The 14,930-nt window shown below is 48.3% G+C and carries 14 protein-coding genes; 5 read left to right on the top strand and 9 right to left on the bottom strand.

Annotated elements, in window-relative coordinates; all coding sequences use genetic code 11:
• Positions 1–31 precede the first annotated feature (31 nt).
• From E8L90_RS24310 to E8L90_RS24295, 4 genes are all read right to left on the bottom strand, one after another.
• On the bottom strand, positions 32–1,486 hold the full coding sequence (locus E8L90_RS24310) for a polysaccharide deacetylase family protein (RefSeq protein ID WP_137031689.1): 1,455 nt from the start codon (positions 1,484–1,486) through the stop codon (positions 32–34).
• Positions 1,487–1,747: 261 nt separating this feature from the next.
• Positions 1,748–3,172 (bottom strand): aldehyde dehydrogenase family protein, encoded by a 1,425-nt coding sequence (locus E8L90_RS24305; protein ID WP_137031688.1) that lies wholly within the window; start codon positions 3,170–3,172, stop codon positions 1,748–1,750.
• 27 nt (positions 3,173–3,199) lie between these two features.
• Positions 3,200–4,549: a 4-aminobutyrate--2-oxoglutarate transaminase gene (gene gabT / locus E8L90_RS24300; protein WP_015893916.1), complete on the bottom strand. Its 1,350-nt coding sequence runs from the start codon at positions 4,547–4,549 to the stop codon at positions 3,200–3,202.
• A gap of 205 nt (positions 4,550–4,754) precedes the next feature.
• A complete protein-coding gene (locus E8L90_RS24295; protein ID WP_137031687.1) occupies positions 4,755–6,158 on the bottom strand; it encodes a sigma-54 interaction domain-containing protein in 1,404 nt (467 codons plus the stop codon).
• Between the two features lie 144 nt (positions 6,159–6,302).
• Here E8L90_RS24295 and E8L90_RS24290 point away from each other — a divergent pair, with 144 nt between their 5' ends.
• Positions 6,303–7,841 (top strand): hypothetical protein, encoded by a 1,539-nt coding sequence (locus tag E8L90_RS24290; RefSeq protein ID WP_137033586.1) that lies wholly within the window; start codon positions 6,303–6,305, stop codon positions 7,839–7,841.
• Between the two features lie 46 nt (positions 7,842–7,887).
• Here E8L90_RS24290 and E8L90_RS24285 read toward each other — a convergent pair whose 3' ends face one another.
• Positions 7,888–8,496 carry a class I SAM-dependent methyltransferase gene (locus tag E8L90_RS24285; protein ID WP_167497620.1) on the bottom strand — a complete coding sequence of 203 codons (609 nt, stop codon included), beginning with the start codon at positions 8,494–8,496 and terminating at the stop codon, positions 7,888–7,890.
• A gap of 172 nt (positions 8,497–8,668) precedes the next feature.
• Here E8L90_RS24285 and E8L90_RS24280 point away from each other — a divergent pair, with 172 nt between their 5' ends.
• Both E8L90_RS24280 and E8L90_RS24275 read left to right on the top strand, forming a co-directional pair.
• The gene (locus tag E8L90_RS24280; protein ID WP_137031685.1) at positions 8,669–9,043 is read left to right on the top strand and encodes a BlaI/MecI/CopY family transcriptional regulator; all 375 of its coding nucleotides are present in this window, start codon (positions 8,669–8,671) and stop codon (positions 9,041–9,043) included.
• Positions 9,044–9,047: 4 nt separating this feature from the next.
• Positions 9,048–10,469: a M23/M56 family metallopeptidase gene (locus tag E8L90_RS24275; protein ID WP_137031684.1), complete on the top strand. Its 1,422-nt coding sequence runs from the start codon at positions 9,048–9,050 to the stop codon at positions 10,467–10,469.
• 108 nt (positions 10,470–10,577) lie between these two features.
• Here E8L90_RS24275 and E8L90_RS24270 read toward each other — a convergent pair whose 3' ends face one another.
• The gene (locus E8L90_RS24270; RefSeq protein WP_341870818.1) at positions 10,578–10,970 is read right to left on the bottom strand and encodes a hypothetical protein; all 393 of its coding nucleotides are present in this window, start codon (positions 10,968–10,970) and stop codon (positions 10,578–10,580) included.
• Between the two features lie 201 nt (positions 10,971–11,171).
• Positions 11,172–11,825 (bottom strand): glycosyltransferase, encoded by a 654-nt coding sequence (locus E8L90_RS24265; RefSeq protein WP_137031683.1) that lies wholly within the window; start codon positions 11,823–11,825, stop codon positions 11,172–11,174.
• Positions 11,826–11,994: 169 nt separating this feature from the next.
• Here E8L90_RS24265 and E8L90_RS24260 point away from each other — a divergent pair, with 169 nt between their 5' ends.
• Both E8L90_RS24260 and E8L90_RS24255 read left to right on the top strand, forming a co-directional pair.
• Positions 11,995–12,420, top strand: a complete 426-nt coding sequence (locus E8L90_RS24260; RefSeq protein ID WP_137031682.1) for a MarR family winged helix-turn-helix transcriptional regulator — start codon at positions 11,995–11,997, stop codon at positions 12,418–12,420.
• Between the two features lie 108 nt (positions 12,421–12,528).
• Complete coding sequence (locus E8L90_RS24255; protein ID WP_137031681.1) at positions 12,529–13,920, top strand: MFS transporter; 1,392 nt, start codon at positions 12,529–12,531, stop codon at positions 13,918–13,920.
• Between the two features lie 47 nt (positions 13,921–13,967).
• Here E8L90_RS24255 and E8L90_RS24250 read toward each other — a convergent pair whose 3' ends face one another.
• Together E8L90_RS24250 and E8L90_RS24245 are read right to left on the bottom strand one after the other, a co-directional pair.
• Positions 13,968–14,513, bottom strand: coding sequence for a hypothetical protein (locus E8L90_RS24250; RefSeq protein WP_244297378.1), 546 nt, complete (start codon positions 14,511–14,513; stop codon positions 13,968–13,970).
• A 58-nt stretch (positions 14,514–14,571) separates the two neighbouring features.
• A complete protein-coding gene (locus E8L90_RS24245) occupies positions 14,572–14,817 on the bottom strand; it encodes a hypothetical protein (protein WP_137031679.1) in 246 nt (81 codons plus the stop codon).
• Between the last annotated feature and the right edge of the window lie 113 nt (positions 14,818–14,930).

Below are 14,930 nucleotides of genomic sequence, written 5' to 3'. Positions count from 1 at the left end.
GCTGGCTCCCTCTCCCTGTTCTATTTTGGCTTTATTGTCCAAACATCTCTGTCATGGGTACAAGCGTGTATCCTTTGCTTCTAAGCTGGTCAATTACAATCGGTAGCGCCTCTATTGTGTGAATGTCATCGAGCATGTGCAGCAGAATCACGCTTCCGCTCCGCGTCTGCTCCATAATAGCTTTGACGATCTCTTCCGCACTTCGTTTCTTGTCGTAATCGGACGGCGTCACATCATAAATCGTAATATCCTCGTAGCCCGTTGCTGCAATCGCCTTGAGTGTCTGTTCGTCGAAGGCCCCGGTTGGCGGTCTGAAGTACATCGTCGGCTTCTGCTGAATCGCTTCGGTAATGATCTGATGGGCTTTGACAATCTCTTTTTGCAAATCTTCCGGCGCGATTTGGGTATTCACCGGATGAGAATAGGTGTGATTGGCTACGTCGTGTCCCGCTTCCGCAATCGCTCTCGCCAAGTTTGGATTTCGCTCGACCCCATCTGCGCGAAGGAAAAACGAAGCCTTTACTCCTTTTTTGTCCAAAATATCGAGAATCTTCGTAACTGTTTGATCCGTACCCCAATCATCGAAGGACAAGGCGACCATCTTCTTGTCTGTTTCTTTTCGATAGATGAGATTGGGCTTGGACTCCTGGTAAGCCGGGTTCATCTTGGCTGCATCAAACCCTTGGATCTCCTGCAACGGCTTTCGCTCCCCACCTTGTGCAATCAGCTCGTGTAAAGGAACGTACGTATACCCGACATGAGTAGCAGCCTCTGCCAGGAGCCTGATGTTTTCTACTACTGACTTGTTCTCCTCTGTATCCATCGTGATGATGCCGCCACGATTCATATATTTTCGTAAATAGCGGCTCTTGTCAGCTTCCGTCTCTCTTTGCCAATTGTGCAGAAACAGACTGGAAGACACGACGGCTTCTTGTCCATTATGAGCGGCTACTATGCGAAGATCGTCGTTATAATCACCCGACTTCGTTCGGATATATCTTGGCGTTTTGTCCGTCTCTCTTTTGATAATGTCATTGGTCAACTTGATGTCTTTGTACATGTTCTCGTAAGGTTGGCCCTGCATGTCCGATTTGTTCAACGTATTGTTTTCAATCTCGTGACCTCTGGCGACAATTCCTCGCGCAATGTCAGGCTCTTCCGCTACTCTCATTCCTGGCACGAAAAAAGCTGCCTTGATGTGGTACTTGTCCAACTCATCTAACAATCTCTTCATCGTGTCCTTATCTGCCATCCCATTAAAAGTAAGAGCAAGCTGTCTTTGCGTCGTGTAGACCATAGATACTGCCTTGCTCTTTTCCCCGTGGTAACGCTCTATTTTTTCAGGTTTGGCTGGCTCTAGGCTGTTATCTGCACTGTTTTCATTCCCCTGAAACGGTGAACAGGCTGACAACAATGCCACAATCGCTATAAGGGAGATCCAGTGAAATATTCGGAACCCACTGGCCCCTTTCCTATGACGAATCATGATTGTCCCCTTTTCATGTAAGAAATGCCCTTTACGCATAAAAAAACGACTATTTCATCTGCGCAACAAATAAAGTGTAAGCAACACTCTTCCGCAAAAATGAACATAGTCTATCTCCTACACGCAAGACTAACATAACCACCTATACCAAACAACTATATGAAGCGGTTTCATTTATGACAATTTATGGAATTAACAAAAATACCCTTCAAGAAGCTCTTTTCAAAAAAAGACGGACCTCATCGGGCCCGTCTTTCGCTGTTACAGCTTGATCGCGATTAATTTTAGTTCGGTCAGTTCCTCGACCGCATACTTAATGCCTTCGCGGCCAAAGCCACTGTCTTTTACCCCGCCATACGGCATGTTATCTACGCGGAACGTCGGAATATCGTTGATCATCACGCCTCCGACCTCCAGCTCTTCTGCTGCGCGCATAGCCGCATGAATGTCACTCGTATAGATGCCTGCCTGCAAACCGAATCGGGAGTCATTTACCGCTTCAATCGCTTCGTCCATCGTCTCAAACGGTGTAACGACTACGATTGGGCCGAATACCTCCTGGCAAGAGACAGCAACATTTGCGCCCACATTGGTCAGAATCGTAGGGGCAAAGAGGTTGTCACTGACAGGCTTTCCGCCAGTAACGACATGTGCGCCTGCTTCTACTGCTTCCTGTACCCATGCTCCCATGCGTTCATGATCCTTGGCGGAGATCACGGAGGACATGTCTGTCTCTTCGTTTAACGGATCACCCAGCACGAGCTTTTCTGTGCCAGCCTTGAACTTCTCCAGGAACTCTCCGTACTTGCTCTCGTGAATATAAACCCGTTGCAGCGAGATACATACTTGACCGCTAAAGGAGAAGGCACCCGTCACACAACGATCAATCAGCGCTTGCGTGATTTCCACATTGTGGTCGATGATCACTGCAGAGTTGGAGCCAAGCTCCAAGGTCACGCGCTTGAGTCCCGCTTTGTTTTTCATGGCGATTCCAACCGCAGGACTTCCGGTAAACGTAATCGCGGCAATCCGGCTATCACTGACCAGCTTTTCGCCTACGACTGCGCCTTTTCCAGGCAAAATATTGAGCCCTCCTGCCGGCAAGCCTGCCTCTGCGAAAATATCGGCCAGGATCAGCGAGCTAAGCGGCGTCTGGCTCGCTGGCTTCAGCACAACGGTATTTCCTGCGGCAATGGCAGGACCGACCTTGTGCGCCACGAGATTGAATGGAAAGTTAAAAGGCGTGATCGCTCCGACTACGCCAATCGGCTTGCGTACCGTAAAAGCAAGACGTCCTTCACCACCCGGTGCTGCATCGAGCGGCACCGTCTCTCCGTGAATGCGCTTCGCTTCTTCTGCTGCGAACTTGTAGGTCTGGATCGTCCGAGCGATTTCTACACGACCCGTGCGAAGTGGCTTGGCGGCTTCCTGTGCGAGGATAACCGCCAATTCCTCCTTGCGTGCTTCCATAATCGCAGCGGCACGCTCCAATATCATGGCGCGCTGACTCGCTGGCAATTTCGCCATGACTTTGGAAGCGGCTTTTGCCGCCTTAATTGCCTCGTCGACGTCATGATCATCTGCCTGAGCGATTTCAGCCACCAGCTCCCCGGAATAAGGGGAGTAGAGCGGTGCGTATTCTTTTGCTTCTTTCCATTGTCCGTTGATGTAGAGATGCTTTTTCATGAGTATGGAGACCCCCCTCGGGCTTTTTTAGTTCGTCACGTATTGGCTTTTCAGAACATCCGTCATAATGTCCAGCGCCTCTTCCAGTTGCTCGTCTGTAATAACCAGTGGAGACAAGAAGCGCAGTACGTTGCTGTGGACGCCAGCAGAAAGCACGATGACGCCAGACTCGTAGCAGCCTTTGGTCAAGCCAGCAACGAGCTCTTTCGCTGGTTGTTTGGTTGTAGGATCGATAAATTCTACGGCGCACATCGCACCCAGTCCGCGCACTTCTGCGATTACAGGGAACTCTTTTTGCAACGCGTGGAAATGCGCCTTGATCTTGTCCCCGATCACCTGTGCACGGCCAGACAGGTCTTCGCGCTCCATTTTCTCAATGACTGCCAACGCCGCTACGCAGCCAAGCGGGCTTCCTCCATAGGTACCGCCGATCTCACCCGGGTTTGGCGCGTCCATGATTTCTGCGCGTCCCGTAACCGCAGAGATGGGCAAGCCAGCCGCGATGGATTTGGACATGGTGATGATATCTGGCTCGATACCGAAATGGGTAGAAGCAAACATGGCGCCCGTACGACCGAAGCCTGTTTGAATCTCATCAGAAATAAATAAGATTTGATGCTTTTTACAAATGTTATAAACACCTTGAACGAAGGACACAGGTGGAACGATAAAGCCGCCTTCTCCCTGAATCGGTTCCATAATCACAGCAGCCACTTCTTCCGGTGCCACCTCCGTCAAGAGGAAGTCCTCGAACTGACGCACGCAGAATTGCGCGTACTCATCATCTGTCATGGATTCTGGCTTGTTCAGTGGATACGGGAACTGCGCTTTATACGTAGCTGGAGCAAATGGGCCCATCTGGAATTTGTACGGCTTCACTTTGGATGTCAGTGACATGCCGAGAAGCGTACGACCGTGGAAGCCGCGGCTAAAGGAAATAATGCCTGGGCGTCCAGTGTATTTGCGGGCGATTTTCACCGCGTTCTCGACTGCTTCAGCCCCACTGTTTGCGAGCATCGTCTTCTTTTCAAAGCTGCCTGGGGTGATTTGCGTCAGCTTCTCAGCCAAGGCCACATATGGCTCATACATGCCTACATGGAAGCAAGGATGAATGTATTTGTCGAGCTGCGCTTTTAGTGCCTCAACTACTTCTGGCGGGCAGTGTCCGGCATTCAGTGTACCGATCGCTCCGGCAAAATCAATGTACGTATTGCCATCAACATCCGTAACCAATGCACCGGAAGCTGACTCAACAAAAACAGGGGTGTTGTTGCCGACACCTTTTGGAACGAACTGCTTTCTTTTTTCAATCAAGGCCGCTCCCTTTGGACCTGGCACTCCAGCAGCTACGTTTACAAATTGACGTTGTTTGGACATATCGTTTCAACTCTCCTCGTTCGAGATGGTATTGGTTGGATTGCTTGCTTGTAATCTCAACCAAAATATATTGCAATACCTATGCCAAACCAACAGAACTTGATGAAATCACGTTTTTGGCACTACGGTCACATCGAATTATTCAAAAATGAATCAAAACACCAGAATGTTCGATTCATTTTTGAATAAACGATTCATTTTTGAATCATCTGGAGCGAATCTGATACTTTTGTAGCTTCCGCACGACAGAAGGCTGGCTAATGCCGAGAAACTCTGCGATTTCCCCCGTGGTCCGGCAGTGCTCGGATGCATAGCGCAGCCATTTTTCCTCTACCTGCTCCAGTGCCTCTCGAAGCGACATCTTGGAAGTAGCCAGACTCGGCTCCATGGCTGCCTGCTCTTCCCCTGCCAACCTGATTTCCGCAGGCAGATGCAAAGAAGTGATCACCTCTTCGTCCGCTGTGACCACCATTCTCTCCAAGACGTTCTCCAGCTCGCGCACATTACCGGGCCACTCGTACTGCATCAAGGCATGTGTCACGGCAGGGTCCAGGCGCTTGTCCATTCCGTATCGTTCATTGAGCGAGCGCACGACGCGCTTTAGTAGAGCCGCGATATCCTCTGGGCGATTTCGTAACGGCGGGACGTAGATGGGGACAACATTCAGGCGAAAATACAGGTCCTGCCGGAACTTCCCTTCCTTCACCATCTTCTCCAAATCGCGATTGGTGGCGGCAATCAAACGAAAATCCACGTCGCGGTACTGTGTACTCCCAACGCGTTGCAGCCGTTTTTCCTGAATCACCTTCAGCAGCTTGGCCTGCAACGTCAGCGGCAGTTCCCCCAGCTCGTCCAAGAGGAGAGTTCCTTGGTTCGCCATCTCGATAATCCCTTGCTTGCCCTGCTTGGCGGCTCCTGTAAACGAACCCGCCTCATAGCCGAACAGCTCCGATTCCAGCAAGCCCTCCGGGATCGAGCCACAGTTGATCTCCACGAATTGCCCACCCGCCCGACGGCTATTGCGATGAATTTCTTTCGCGATCACATTTTTCCCGACCCCCGATTCCCCGAGGATCAGGACTGTCGAATCGACAGCCGCGACTTTTTTGCTGAGACGCTCAATGGCTTGCATCGGCTGACTCACTGCCACGAAGCCCTCCTGATGCTTTTCGCGCAGCTCCTCAATCTCGGTTTCAAACTGCTTGAGCTGCTCTGTCAGACCCTCGTAGCGATGTTTCAATTCCAGAATTTCCGTCAGGTCATGGGAATAGCTAATAATCGAATGCATACTGCCATCCTCGTTCCAGACGGGAAAAGCCGTCACCATCAGCTTTCGACCCCCGGGTATTTCCTGCATGATCGTCTGCGTTGTTTTGGCATCCATGACTTTTCGCGTGACAGATGGAGAAAAGACCTTCCTTTTTTCCATCTCGATAACGTTTTTGCCCAAGAGCTCTTCCTTTCCAATGCCGTATATTTCATAGGACGAATCGCCAACCAGCCGGATGTAGCCCTCAGGGTCCGTGATTAACAAATGATCGCGAGACGTTTCAACAATGGCCTCCAATACGCGGCTCATCCACTTCTCTGTGCTCTCTTCTCTCTTCATCTCTTCGCCGCCTCTCACACGCCGTTGTATCCGATCTGTGTTTATTTTTTCATTATAGAAAACAGCAAGAACAACGACAACCTATGAAAAATATGTAAAAATGGCGATAATAACAAGCCTTGCGAGATGGAAAGGATGGTAGAAATGACACCCACAGCCGGAGACATCTATTGCGTTTTTGTCGAGAAGCTGCAAAAGTACACAGCTTGCCAGGTCACATCGATAAAGGATCCGGGCACGAGTAAATCCAGCCTCATCAGTATCCTCAAGCTGGACTGGAGCAGCGATACATTGCCTGATGAATCAGAGCTGTACCAGATGAAGCCCTTATATTGCGATTTCTTCTTCTGGAGCAACAAGCTCGATCACATCTATGTTGATCCAGCGGTACCCAAAGGCTACATAAAAGTAGGGAATGTACCACCTCTCGTGACAGAAGAGACAAAGAGTTACGGCAGTTGGGATGTCGGAGGGAGCCTGTACCGTCAACACAAATGGAATCAAATTCCCGAGGAACGTCGCCAGCAGTTCAAACAGGCCGCAAAGGATGACACGATGATCTCGCTGGGCGGGGAGAGCCTGCGCCGATCTAACAACGTTATTCATGCTGACACCCTGCGAAGCCTGACGGACATCTCTGAATTGGAAAAGCTCCCTTGCCTGACAAGAATCTATGCAGAGGAGCTCACGGATTCCTTGCTTGCCTTTGTCAAAAACAATCCGTTTATTCTGGAGCTTCACCTGGAAAAAACCAATGGCTCCTCTCTTGATCTGACAGGAAGCCACCTCAGTAAATTCTCTCTCCACAACGCGGACGGGCTGGAGTCACTGCATCTGAACGATGGTCTAAGAAAACTCATACTGGGTAAGTCGCTTTCACCGAACCTACTCATAGAAGCCGAACAGGATGGACATTGGCTGACCGCCTCATTCTCAGATTCGCTGCCGCTTCACCGCGGACTCGACCAGCTAGGAGGACTCGATCTCCATAATGTGGTGGAGCTGGACTTGCAGCCACTCGTCCAGCGGTATCCCTCGCTCCAGGAAATCCGTCTGCGGGGCAAGCCTGGTACCCTCAGCAATCTGGGCAGTATCAAGCACTTGAAGGAGCTGCTGACGTTTACTACCTACGATCTGTTCGGCTTCTCCGGGGACGAGTTCCCTTCGCCAGATCAATGTCCCAAGCTCTCCAGTCTCTGGATGACAAGCCTCCCAGCAGAAGCGGCCAAGACCATTAAAGCCGCCTACAAAAAAGAAGTGAAAAACGGGCTAGATTTGTGCATCACCAAGCCGCGCAAGCCTGAATGGCTGGCGAATAATTTGACCAATCCGTTTCGAGATTGGGATGGCAGGGAGCACATCTCAACAACCCACGCCAACAAAGCCGCCAGTCTCTATAAAAAAATGAGCACCGCGATCAGTGCGCTTGAAAAACAAAGCAAGGAAGACGCAACGAATGCAGAAGAAATACAAACGGCTTTGCGTACATGGGTCAAAGAGTACACAGAGACTTTCAACAAAATGGATCGCCGGACTTTCTTTATTGAAACGGTTGAGCGGGAAGAAATTTTCGTTGTGCTCGATGAGCTGCTTCAGTCGGCAAAACAGAATTTGGCTACTGCGGGTGTAGAAGTAGATGTGGACGAGCTTTTTGCTATTTTTGATCAGACACGTGATTTTTGAGTAAAAAAAGACGCCGCCTCTCCTACAGGAGGGCGGCTTTTTGTGCTTAGCCATTCTTTTTGATTACCCACGTGCTCATGCAGCGCTGTCCGGCTACATTCACCGTTTTGATTGGTTCTAGGAACACACCTTGCCGTTTTTCCGTCATGCCCACCATTGTCTGTTCATTTACGAGAAAACGGGTGCTTCCGTCCGGCAACAAATAACGTTCATTTCCCAGCGGCTGTACAGCATCCTCAATCCCGATCGAGGAAGCAAGACGCATGAATAGAATGCCTCCTGGCTTCAGTACCCGCCACAACTCGTCTAGCATCTGACGAAATTGCTCTTCGTTTTCGGCAAAATGCAGAACGGCATTACTGATGATGAAATCAAAGCTTTCGTTTTCAAAGCTCATGCTCTCAATCGGTTCCACACGAGCGCGCGCAGCTGACCAGTTCGGTGCCAATTGCGATGCCACCCGCTGTACAGCCTCAATGGCTTTTGCCGATTGGTCAACCGCGTACACCGAATAGCCATTTCGCAAAAAGTAGACCAAATTCCGCCCCGAGCCGCAACCAGCATCGAGTATCTGCATTTCCTTCGTAACCCGTCCCTTTAACAACTGATCAAACAAGTAAATATCTATATCGCCAAACTGTTCGGCCAGATTCATATCTATCACAGCCTTTATCCGAATTTTCTTTAGTGTACCAATTCGCTCGTCATCTTCCAACGACGGTCACATGGAACCTATTTACAAAAATGATAGTTGACATCCCTTGACTACAAGTGTAGTCTTTAAACAGAACCAACGACTACAAATGTAATCGAAGGAGGTGTCTTACTTGGACGAGCAACCACGAATCTCGGATGCCGAGTGGGAGATTATGAAGGTCATCTGGGCAAAGTCACCCGCTACCGCAGCCGATGTCATCCACGCCCTGCGAGACAACAAGACGTGGAAAGACAACACAATCAAAACCTTGCTTAGCCGCCTGTTGCAAAAGGGTATTCTCACCTATGAGCAGGTCAACCGCGTCTACTATTACTCTCCTGTGCTCACCGAGGAAGAATGCAAGCGCCAAGAGCGGCAATCCTTTTTGCAGCGCGTGTACGGCGGAGCCTTGAAGCCCATGCTGGTCCACTTTTTAAAAGAAGAAAAGCTCTCGTCCCAAGAGATTGACGAGCTGAAAAGCATCCTTTCCGAAAAGGAGAAATAAGCTGGTGGATTGGCAATGGCTCACACTCACCCTCAACCAGGCATTTACGTGGACACTGCATAACTCCATCGAGGCTAGTCTTCTTGTGATCCTGATCTTGCTCTGCCAGCAGCTCGGCAAAAAGCATTTCTCCATCCGCTGGCACCATGCCGTATGGTTCCTGCTTCTCTGGAAGCTCGCGGTTCCTTGGTCGATAGACAGCACCATCAGTTTGTATAACTGGCTGCCTACTTCGCCCTGGACATCCATGCAGGAAGCACACCCGCTTACGGAACCGATTGTTCTTGCTACTGAGGCACTACATCTACATGAATCTGCCCCTGCTTCTATAGCAAACGAAGCGAGCTTTTCCTGGATTAGCCTGCTCTCCCTCATCTGGATCAGCGGTGTCGCCATTTTCGCTATCACCATGACTCGCGGTACATACCGATTGCTCTCTCAGCTAACGAATGATGTGTTTGTACAGGATGAAGCTATTTTGAGCGTCTTTTCCCAGTGCCAAAAACAGATGGGCATCACCAAATCCATTCCCCTGCGCATGAGTCATCAGATGACAAGCCCTGCCTTGATGGGAATCTGGCGACCGCAAATCTGGCTGCCAGCAAATCTTTTGGACAAGCTCAACGAGCATGAGCTGCGCCACATCTTTTTGCATGAGCTGGCCCATTGGAAAAGACGAGATATTCCTGTGAACAGCATCATGACCGTGCTGCTGATTCTCAACTGGTTTAACCCGCTGTTATGGTACGCTGCTTCCCGCATGCGTCAGGATCAAGAAATGGCTTGTGATGCCTTGGCTTTGACTTATTTGCAGGAGACAGAGGTACCTCGCTACGGTTACACCATGATCAAAATGCTCGAGCTGTATGCCGAGCCCAAACAGATTCGCTTTACAGCCGGGTTCTCCGGCTCCAAAAAACAGGTGAAAAGGAGAATAGAAATGATTCGTCACTTTCAAAAACGAGCGTATTCGTGGACCCTATCTGGTATCGTGGTCGTCTTGGCTTTAGGCGTCTTCACTTTGACTAATGCAAAAACAGCGCTAGGGAATGAGGTCATCTTCGCTATACCAGCAGAAGGGGAAACGATAAGCGCACCTGATCAAACTAGCCTGTCCGTAATCAACAGCCTGAACACTCCAGTCAAAGCAGCCGCGGCTGGTAAAGTGGTTAAAGCTGAGTACGATACAAAAACAGGGAAAGGCAACCAGATCATTCTGGAGCATGAAGGCGGGTATCAAACCGTTTATTCTCATTTGGAAAAGCTGGAGGTCACCGCTGGCGCTACTGTGACCCAAGGCCAGCTCATTGGGCTGTTGGGAAGTACGGGACGCAGCACGGGACCGCATCTTGCTTTCCAAATTCTCGAAAATGGTACACCCGTTGATCCGACGAAGCTGCTGGAACATTCGAAAACACAGCAATAACCTCATTATGAAACCCATCAGGTTAAGAACATCTGATGGGTTTTCATCGTTTTTATTTATTTGGAATGATTGACCAATGGGCAGAAAAGTGCCATGGGGAAGTTTCTTTTAGAACCGATTCGGGAACTGCTTAATAATGCCCGCTGTCAGTACATCCGCCAATGTGATGATGTGATCCTCACCTTTGTCAAAAGTTTCAATGTCTGCTTCCCAGTCCTTTTTCAATCTCGCCTGGAGATTTCCGGTGAGCAGTTCCAGATGTTTGTACAGCAAGTCTTTTAGTTCCTTTTCGGTCCAGTTGGGATTCGCGCTGCTCAAAAACTTGGCGATATCATCTGCGTTCCGGAACCACTTTGCCACACTCGCCTGATCGCCATTTTTCGCAGCATCAATAATTTTGCCTGCAAGGACAATATGCTCTGTGAGAAGCTTGCCGAGCTTGTTGCCTGCTTCCTCTCCATGTTGCTGGGCGTTTCCCTGTGATTCCTTGGCTACAGCCATTACCGGTACGACCTAGCAAAGCAAGGCAAATCATCAACAGTGTTGCTCTCCTGAATATGGAAGTATTTTTTGGTCTTCTCCTTGTTATCGGTATGTAATAGGTTCCATTGTTATTTTGGATCAAAACAATTCTTTCATTCATTTCACAAAAAAAAGGACACCCCACTAGCTGGTGTCCGCTCATTTCATGTACGCCTTTAGTTAAAACTGATTCGGAAACTGCTTAATGATGCCTGCTGTCAGCACATCAGCGAATGAGATGATATGATCCTCACCTTGATCAAACGCAGCAATATCCGCTTCCCAGTCTTTTTTCAATCTCGCCTGGAGATTATCAGTAAGCAGCTTCAGATGCACGTACATCATCTCTTTTAGTTCCTTCTCGGTCCAATTGGGGTTGGCACTGCTTAAGAACTTGGCGATATCATCCGCATTCCGGTGCCAGTCCTTATCAAGCTTTGCCACAGTAGCCTGATCGCCTTTTTTGGCTGCGTCAATGATTTTGCCGCCTATCGTAATATGTTCGGTCAGCAATTCGGTAACCTTTTTACCTGCTTCCTCTCCGTAAAACGGCTTCATTGCGTTCCCGATATCTACCTGGTTTTTCAAAAGTCGTGCTTTTACGGCGTCTTTGTCTTCCAACCCTGCCAGGGCACTTACCATATAGGTGTGGTCCCACAGCAAATGGTCAATCCAGAGCCTGCGCATATCCCCTTGCAGCTTTACTTCTTTTGGCTTTATACATTCTCTCTGCTGTACATTTCCTTGCGATTCCTTGGCTGCTGCCATTCCCGGCAAACCAAGTAATGCCACGCAAATCATCAACACTGTTGCTTTCCTGAGCATTGAAGTCATCTATCCCTTCTCCTTTTTTAATAAGTAGTGAATCCCGCTGTTATTTTGAGCAAATTTGGCTTTTTCATGCGTCTAATACATCAGCCCTGCAAATTGACACATTTCGGAAGCATCCTTATAGTTGTCTTATCAACAGTTGCCCTGACTGCCAAACCTAGGAGGTTTCGCAATGAGATTGGATGAGTATATCGGCGTCATCGTGAAACGAACGGATTTAAAACTGAACAACTATTATCAAAAAGTATGCAATCCGTATAACATTACTATCGATCAGTGGATGATTTTTGTCGTGTTATGGGAAGAAGAGGGTCTGACCCAGAACGAGTTGGCAGAACGCACCTACAAGGATAAAACGAATATCGCGCGGATGCTCTTTCTCATGGAAGAAAGAGGGTTCATTCATCGCGAAACAGATAAAAAGGATCGCCGCTCCCTTCGTGTCTATCTGACGGAAAAAGGGCGACTTTTAAAAGACGAGGTCCTTCCCCCCTCCATTGAAGCGTACGAGAAAACCATTGCAGGATTGACGGAAGAAGAAGTGAACCAATTTCAAAGAACACTCAATATCATTTATGAGAACGTGAAAAACTTGTAAAAAGAAAACATATTGCAGGATGTCATTTTTTGTATATAATTAGTTGTTATAACAACAGTTTTTACAACAACTTTTCAAAGCATCTATATACAAAAAGGAGTGAAAATAATGAGCACAGAGGGGATTTGGAGCACGCATTACCGAGCATTGACGATTGGTATTATTCTGGTGGTAACTGCTACAGCATTTGAAGGCTTGGCCGTCACGACAATCGCCCCCGCTCTTTCCCGAGAGCTACAAGGTGAGGATCTTTATGGGTGGGTATTCAGCGCTTATTTGTTGGCTCAGCTGATTGGAACCGTGGTCACAGGTCAATTCGTCGATAGAAAAGGGCCTGCCCAACCTTTCATTGTCACGATCGTGCTCTTTGCTGTTGGCATTGTCGTTGCTGCCATTGCGCCAGATATGCTTACTTTACTGCTTGGGCGAGTGATGCAAGGCTTCGGAGCCGGTGCCTTGGTCAATTGCGTGTATACCATGATTACTTTGCGGTACCCTGATTCTCTTCGTCCTCAGATTCTTGCTGTCTTCTCCAGTGCTTATATTCTTCCAGGCCTGTTCGGACCGTATGTCGCCGGGATTATTGCTGAACAGTTGTCGTGGAGATATGTCTTCTGGTTGATCCTTCCCTTTATCTTTCTGTCTGCACTCTTAACCACCCCTTCATTTCGAGGCTTACAACCGCCAAAGGCAAGCGCGGCAAACAACCGTAGTCTTCTTCTGCCTTTTTTCTTGGCCCTAGGGACTGGTGCCTTGCTTTTTGGACTCGGCAAAATTCCCTCGATCTACGGTTTCCTGCTATCCATCGCGGGTTTGCTCTCCCTTAGTGTACCGTTGTATAAGCTGATGCCTAAAGGGACGCTTCTCGCACGTCCAGGCTTACCTGCTGTCATCGCGTCTCGGGGGCTATTTGTCGCTGCCTATTACGGCACACAAACGTATCTCGTCCTTGGACTCACCTCGATTTTAGGATTAACCGCCGACAAAGCTGGTTTAGCTGTTGCCTCCGCAGCAATCAGTTGGTCGCTGGCAGCCAATGTACAAGCAAAGCTGGATAAGAAAGACCAAGGGGCCGGTCGAAAAAAACGAATTATCATCGGTCTCGTTATTATGCTTATCGGAGTCGCATGCACCGTACCGCTGACGTTGATTCAACAAGACCTTTTCGGTGTCGTCGTCGCCATTGTTAGCCAGATCATTATGGGCTTCGGAATCGGTTTGGCTCACCCGACAAGCGGTGCGATTGCGTTTTCTCTTGCGAAATCTGGTGAAGAGGGAAAAGTATCTGCTGAACTATCTATCGCGGATACGTTCACGCCAGCGATTGTCATTGGGGTAGGAGGAGCTATCGTATCTGTGATGACAGCCTTTGCGTTTTCACTTTCTGTTGGGATTACTGTTTCTCTGCTCCTTCAGACGTTCATCGTCATACTGGGGCTGGTATCTGCTGCCCGACTGGCGACAGGTTCTGTGCCTGTTCAAGAAAAAGGGACACCCTAGATGATGCGAAAAGCCGCTGACGAATTTTTCGTCGGCGGCTTGTTTTATTACTCGTTTTGTATACTAATAGCACTTTTTTCCTCTTGAAATTCTTGTAATAACTGTTCTGCTTCTTGTTTGGCGTCTTTAGACTGCTTTGCCTTGTTTATTTTGTTTTTGTACGCTGCTAGTTTCTCTTCAAATTTTTCAACGAGTTGTTTTCTTTGTTCTATTTGATCTAAAACTTCGATCACTTTTGGGTCACTTAAATCTACATCACTACCCTCATAACTTGATTCATGAATGAGAGTCATCTCTTTGAAAATAGCTAACTTACGTTTTAATATATCTTCAGGATTTTCGGGGTTACGTTCTTTTTGGAGCTTTCCTACTTCCCACCCCATCTCTTTAACGTTTTCCCTTTCTTCGCTAGGAGCATTAGGATCATCTTGGTCCACTAATTCTTGATACTCCTTTTTCTTTTGCTCAAGAATTTCCTTTTTAGACAAATCATTTGCATAAGCTTGATAGCCGAGAAAACTCCCAGCACTCAAAATAGCAACACTACAAAATGATAAAGCAAGAAATTTTTTAGTTTTATTTTCAAACACCATTTTCACCTCCTTCAGTTCTTAACGTACGTCTCGTGAGGTGGCCGACCTTGATACATCCCTATTCAGTCTCCTGCTTGTACAGGGTTTTTAATTCCTCCAGGCTTTTGTCTATCTTGTGGAATCGTCTTTCCAGCCGATCCTCGACTACTCTGGACAATTCATTTTTCAAAATGTGTACAATATAAAACAGGGTTCCGATAATGACGAACATACCCAATATCAAGGTGATTTGTGGAGTAATGACAAAAAAGCACACACCGCCTATCAAAATCGTCAGTAGAATGTATCCAAACCATCTCCCCATGGTTCACTCCCCTTTACGATTCAGGAATCCCCTATATTTTACCAAGCCATACAATTACTTGTCCTTAAAAAAAGGGTGCCTCCAGTAGTGATATCTACGTGGGGACACCCTGC

Source organism: Brevibacillus antibioticus, from assembly GCF_005217615.1.
Taxonomy (GTDB): Bacteria; Bacillota; Bacilli; order Brevibacillales; family Brevibacillaceae; genus Brevibacillus; species Brevibacillus antibioticus.
Note: the sequence above shows the minus strand (reverse complement) of the source record. Positions and strands in the feature narration are given on the sequence as shown.

Excerpts from the sequence above, each read along its gene's own strand:
- gabT (WP_015893916.1), bottom strand. The coding sequence starts at position 4,549 with ATGTCCAAACAACGTCAATTTGTAAACGTAGCTGCTGGAGTGCCAGGT.
- E8L90_RS24305 (WP_137031688.1), bottom strand. The coding sequence starts at position 3,172 with ATGAAAAAGCATCTCTACATCAACGGACAATGGAAAGAAGCAAAAGAA.
- E8L90_RS24265 (WP_137031683.1), bottom strand. The coding sequence starts at position 11,825 with ATGACTTCAATGCTCAGGAAAGCAACAGTGTTGATGATTTGCGTGGCA.
- E8L90_RS24245 (WP_137031679.1), bottom strand. The coding sequence starts at position 14,817 with ATGGGGAGATGGTTTGGATACATTCTACTGACGATTTTGATAGGCGGT.
- E8L90_RS24260 (WP_137031682.1), top strand. The coding sequence starts at position 11,995 with ATGAGATTGGATGAGTATATCGGCGTCATCGTGAAACGAACGGATTTA.
- E8L90_RS24270 (WP_341870818.1), bottom strand. The coding sequence starts at position 10,970 with ATGGCTGTAGCCAAGGAATCACAGGGAAACGCCCAGCAACATGGAGAG.
- E8L90_RS24255 (WP_137031681.1), top strand. The coding sequence starts at position 12,529 with ATGAGCACAGAGGGGATTTGGAGCACGCATTACCGAGCATTGACGATT.
- E8L90_RS24285 (WP_167497620.1), bottom strand. The coding sequence starts at position 8,496 with ATGAATCTGGCCGAACAGTTTGGCGATATAGATATTTACTTGTTTGAT.
- E8L90_RS24290 (WP_137033586.1), top strand. The coding sequence starts at position 6,303 with ATGACACCCACAGCCGGAGACATCTATTGCGTTTTTGTCGAGAAGCTG.
- E8L90_RS24250 (WP_244297378.1), bottom strand. The coding sequence starts at position 14,513 with ATGGTGTTTGAAAATAAAACTAAAAAATTTCTTGCTTTATCATTTTGT.
- E8L90_RS24295 (WP_137031687.1), bottom strand. The coding sequence starts at position 6,158 with ATGAAGAGAGAAGAGAGCACAGAGAAGTGGATGAGCCGCGTATTGGAG.
- E8L90_RS24310 (WP_137031689.1), bottom strand. The coding sequence starts at position 1,486 with ATGATTCGTCATAGGAAAGGGGCCAGTGGGTTCCGAATATTTCACTGG.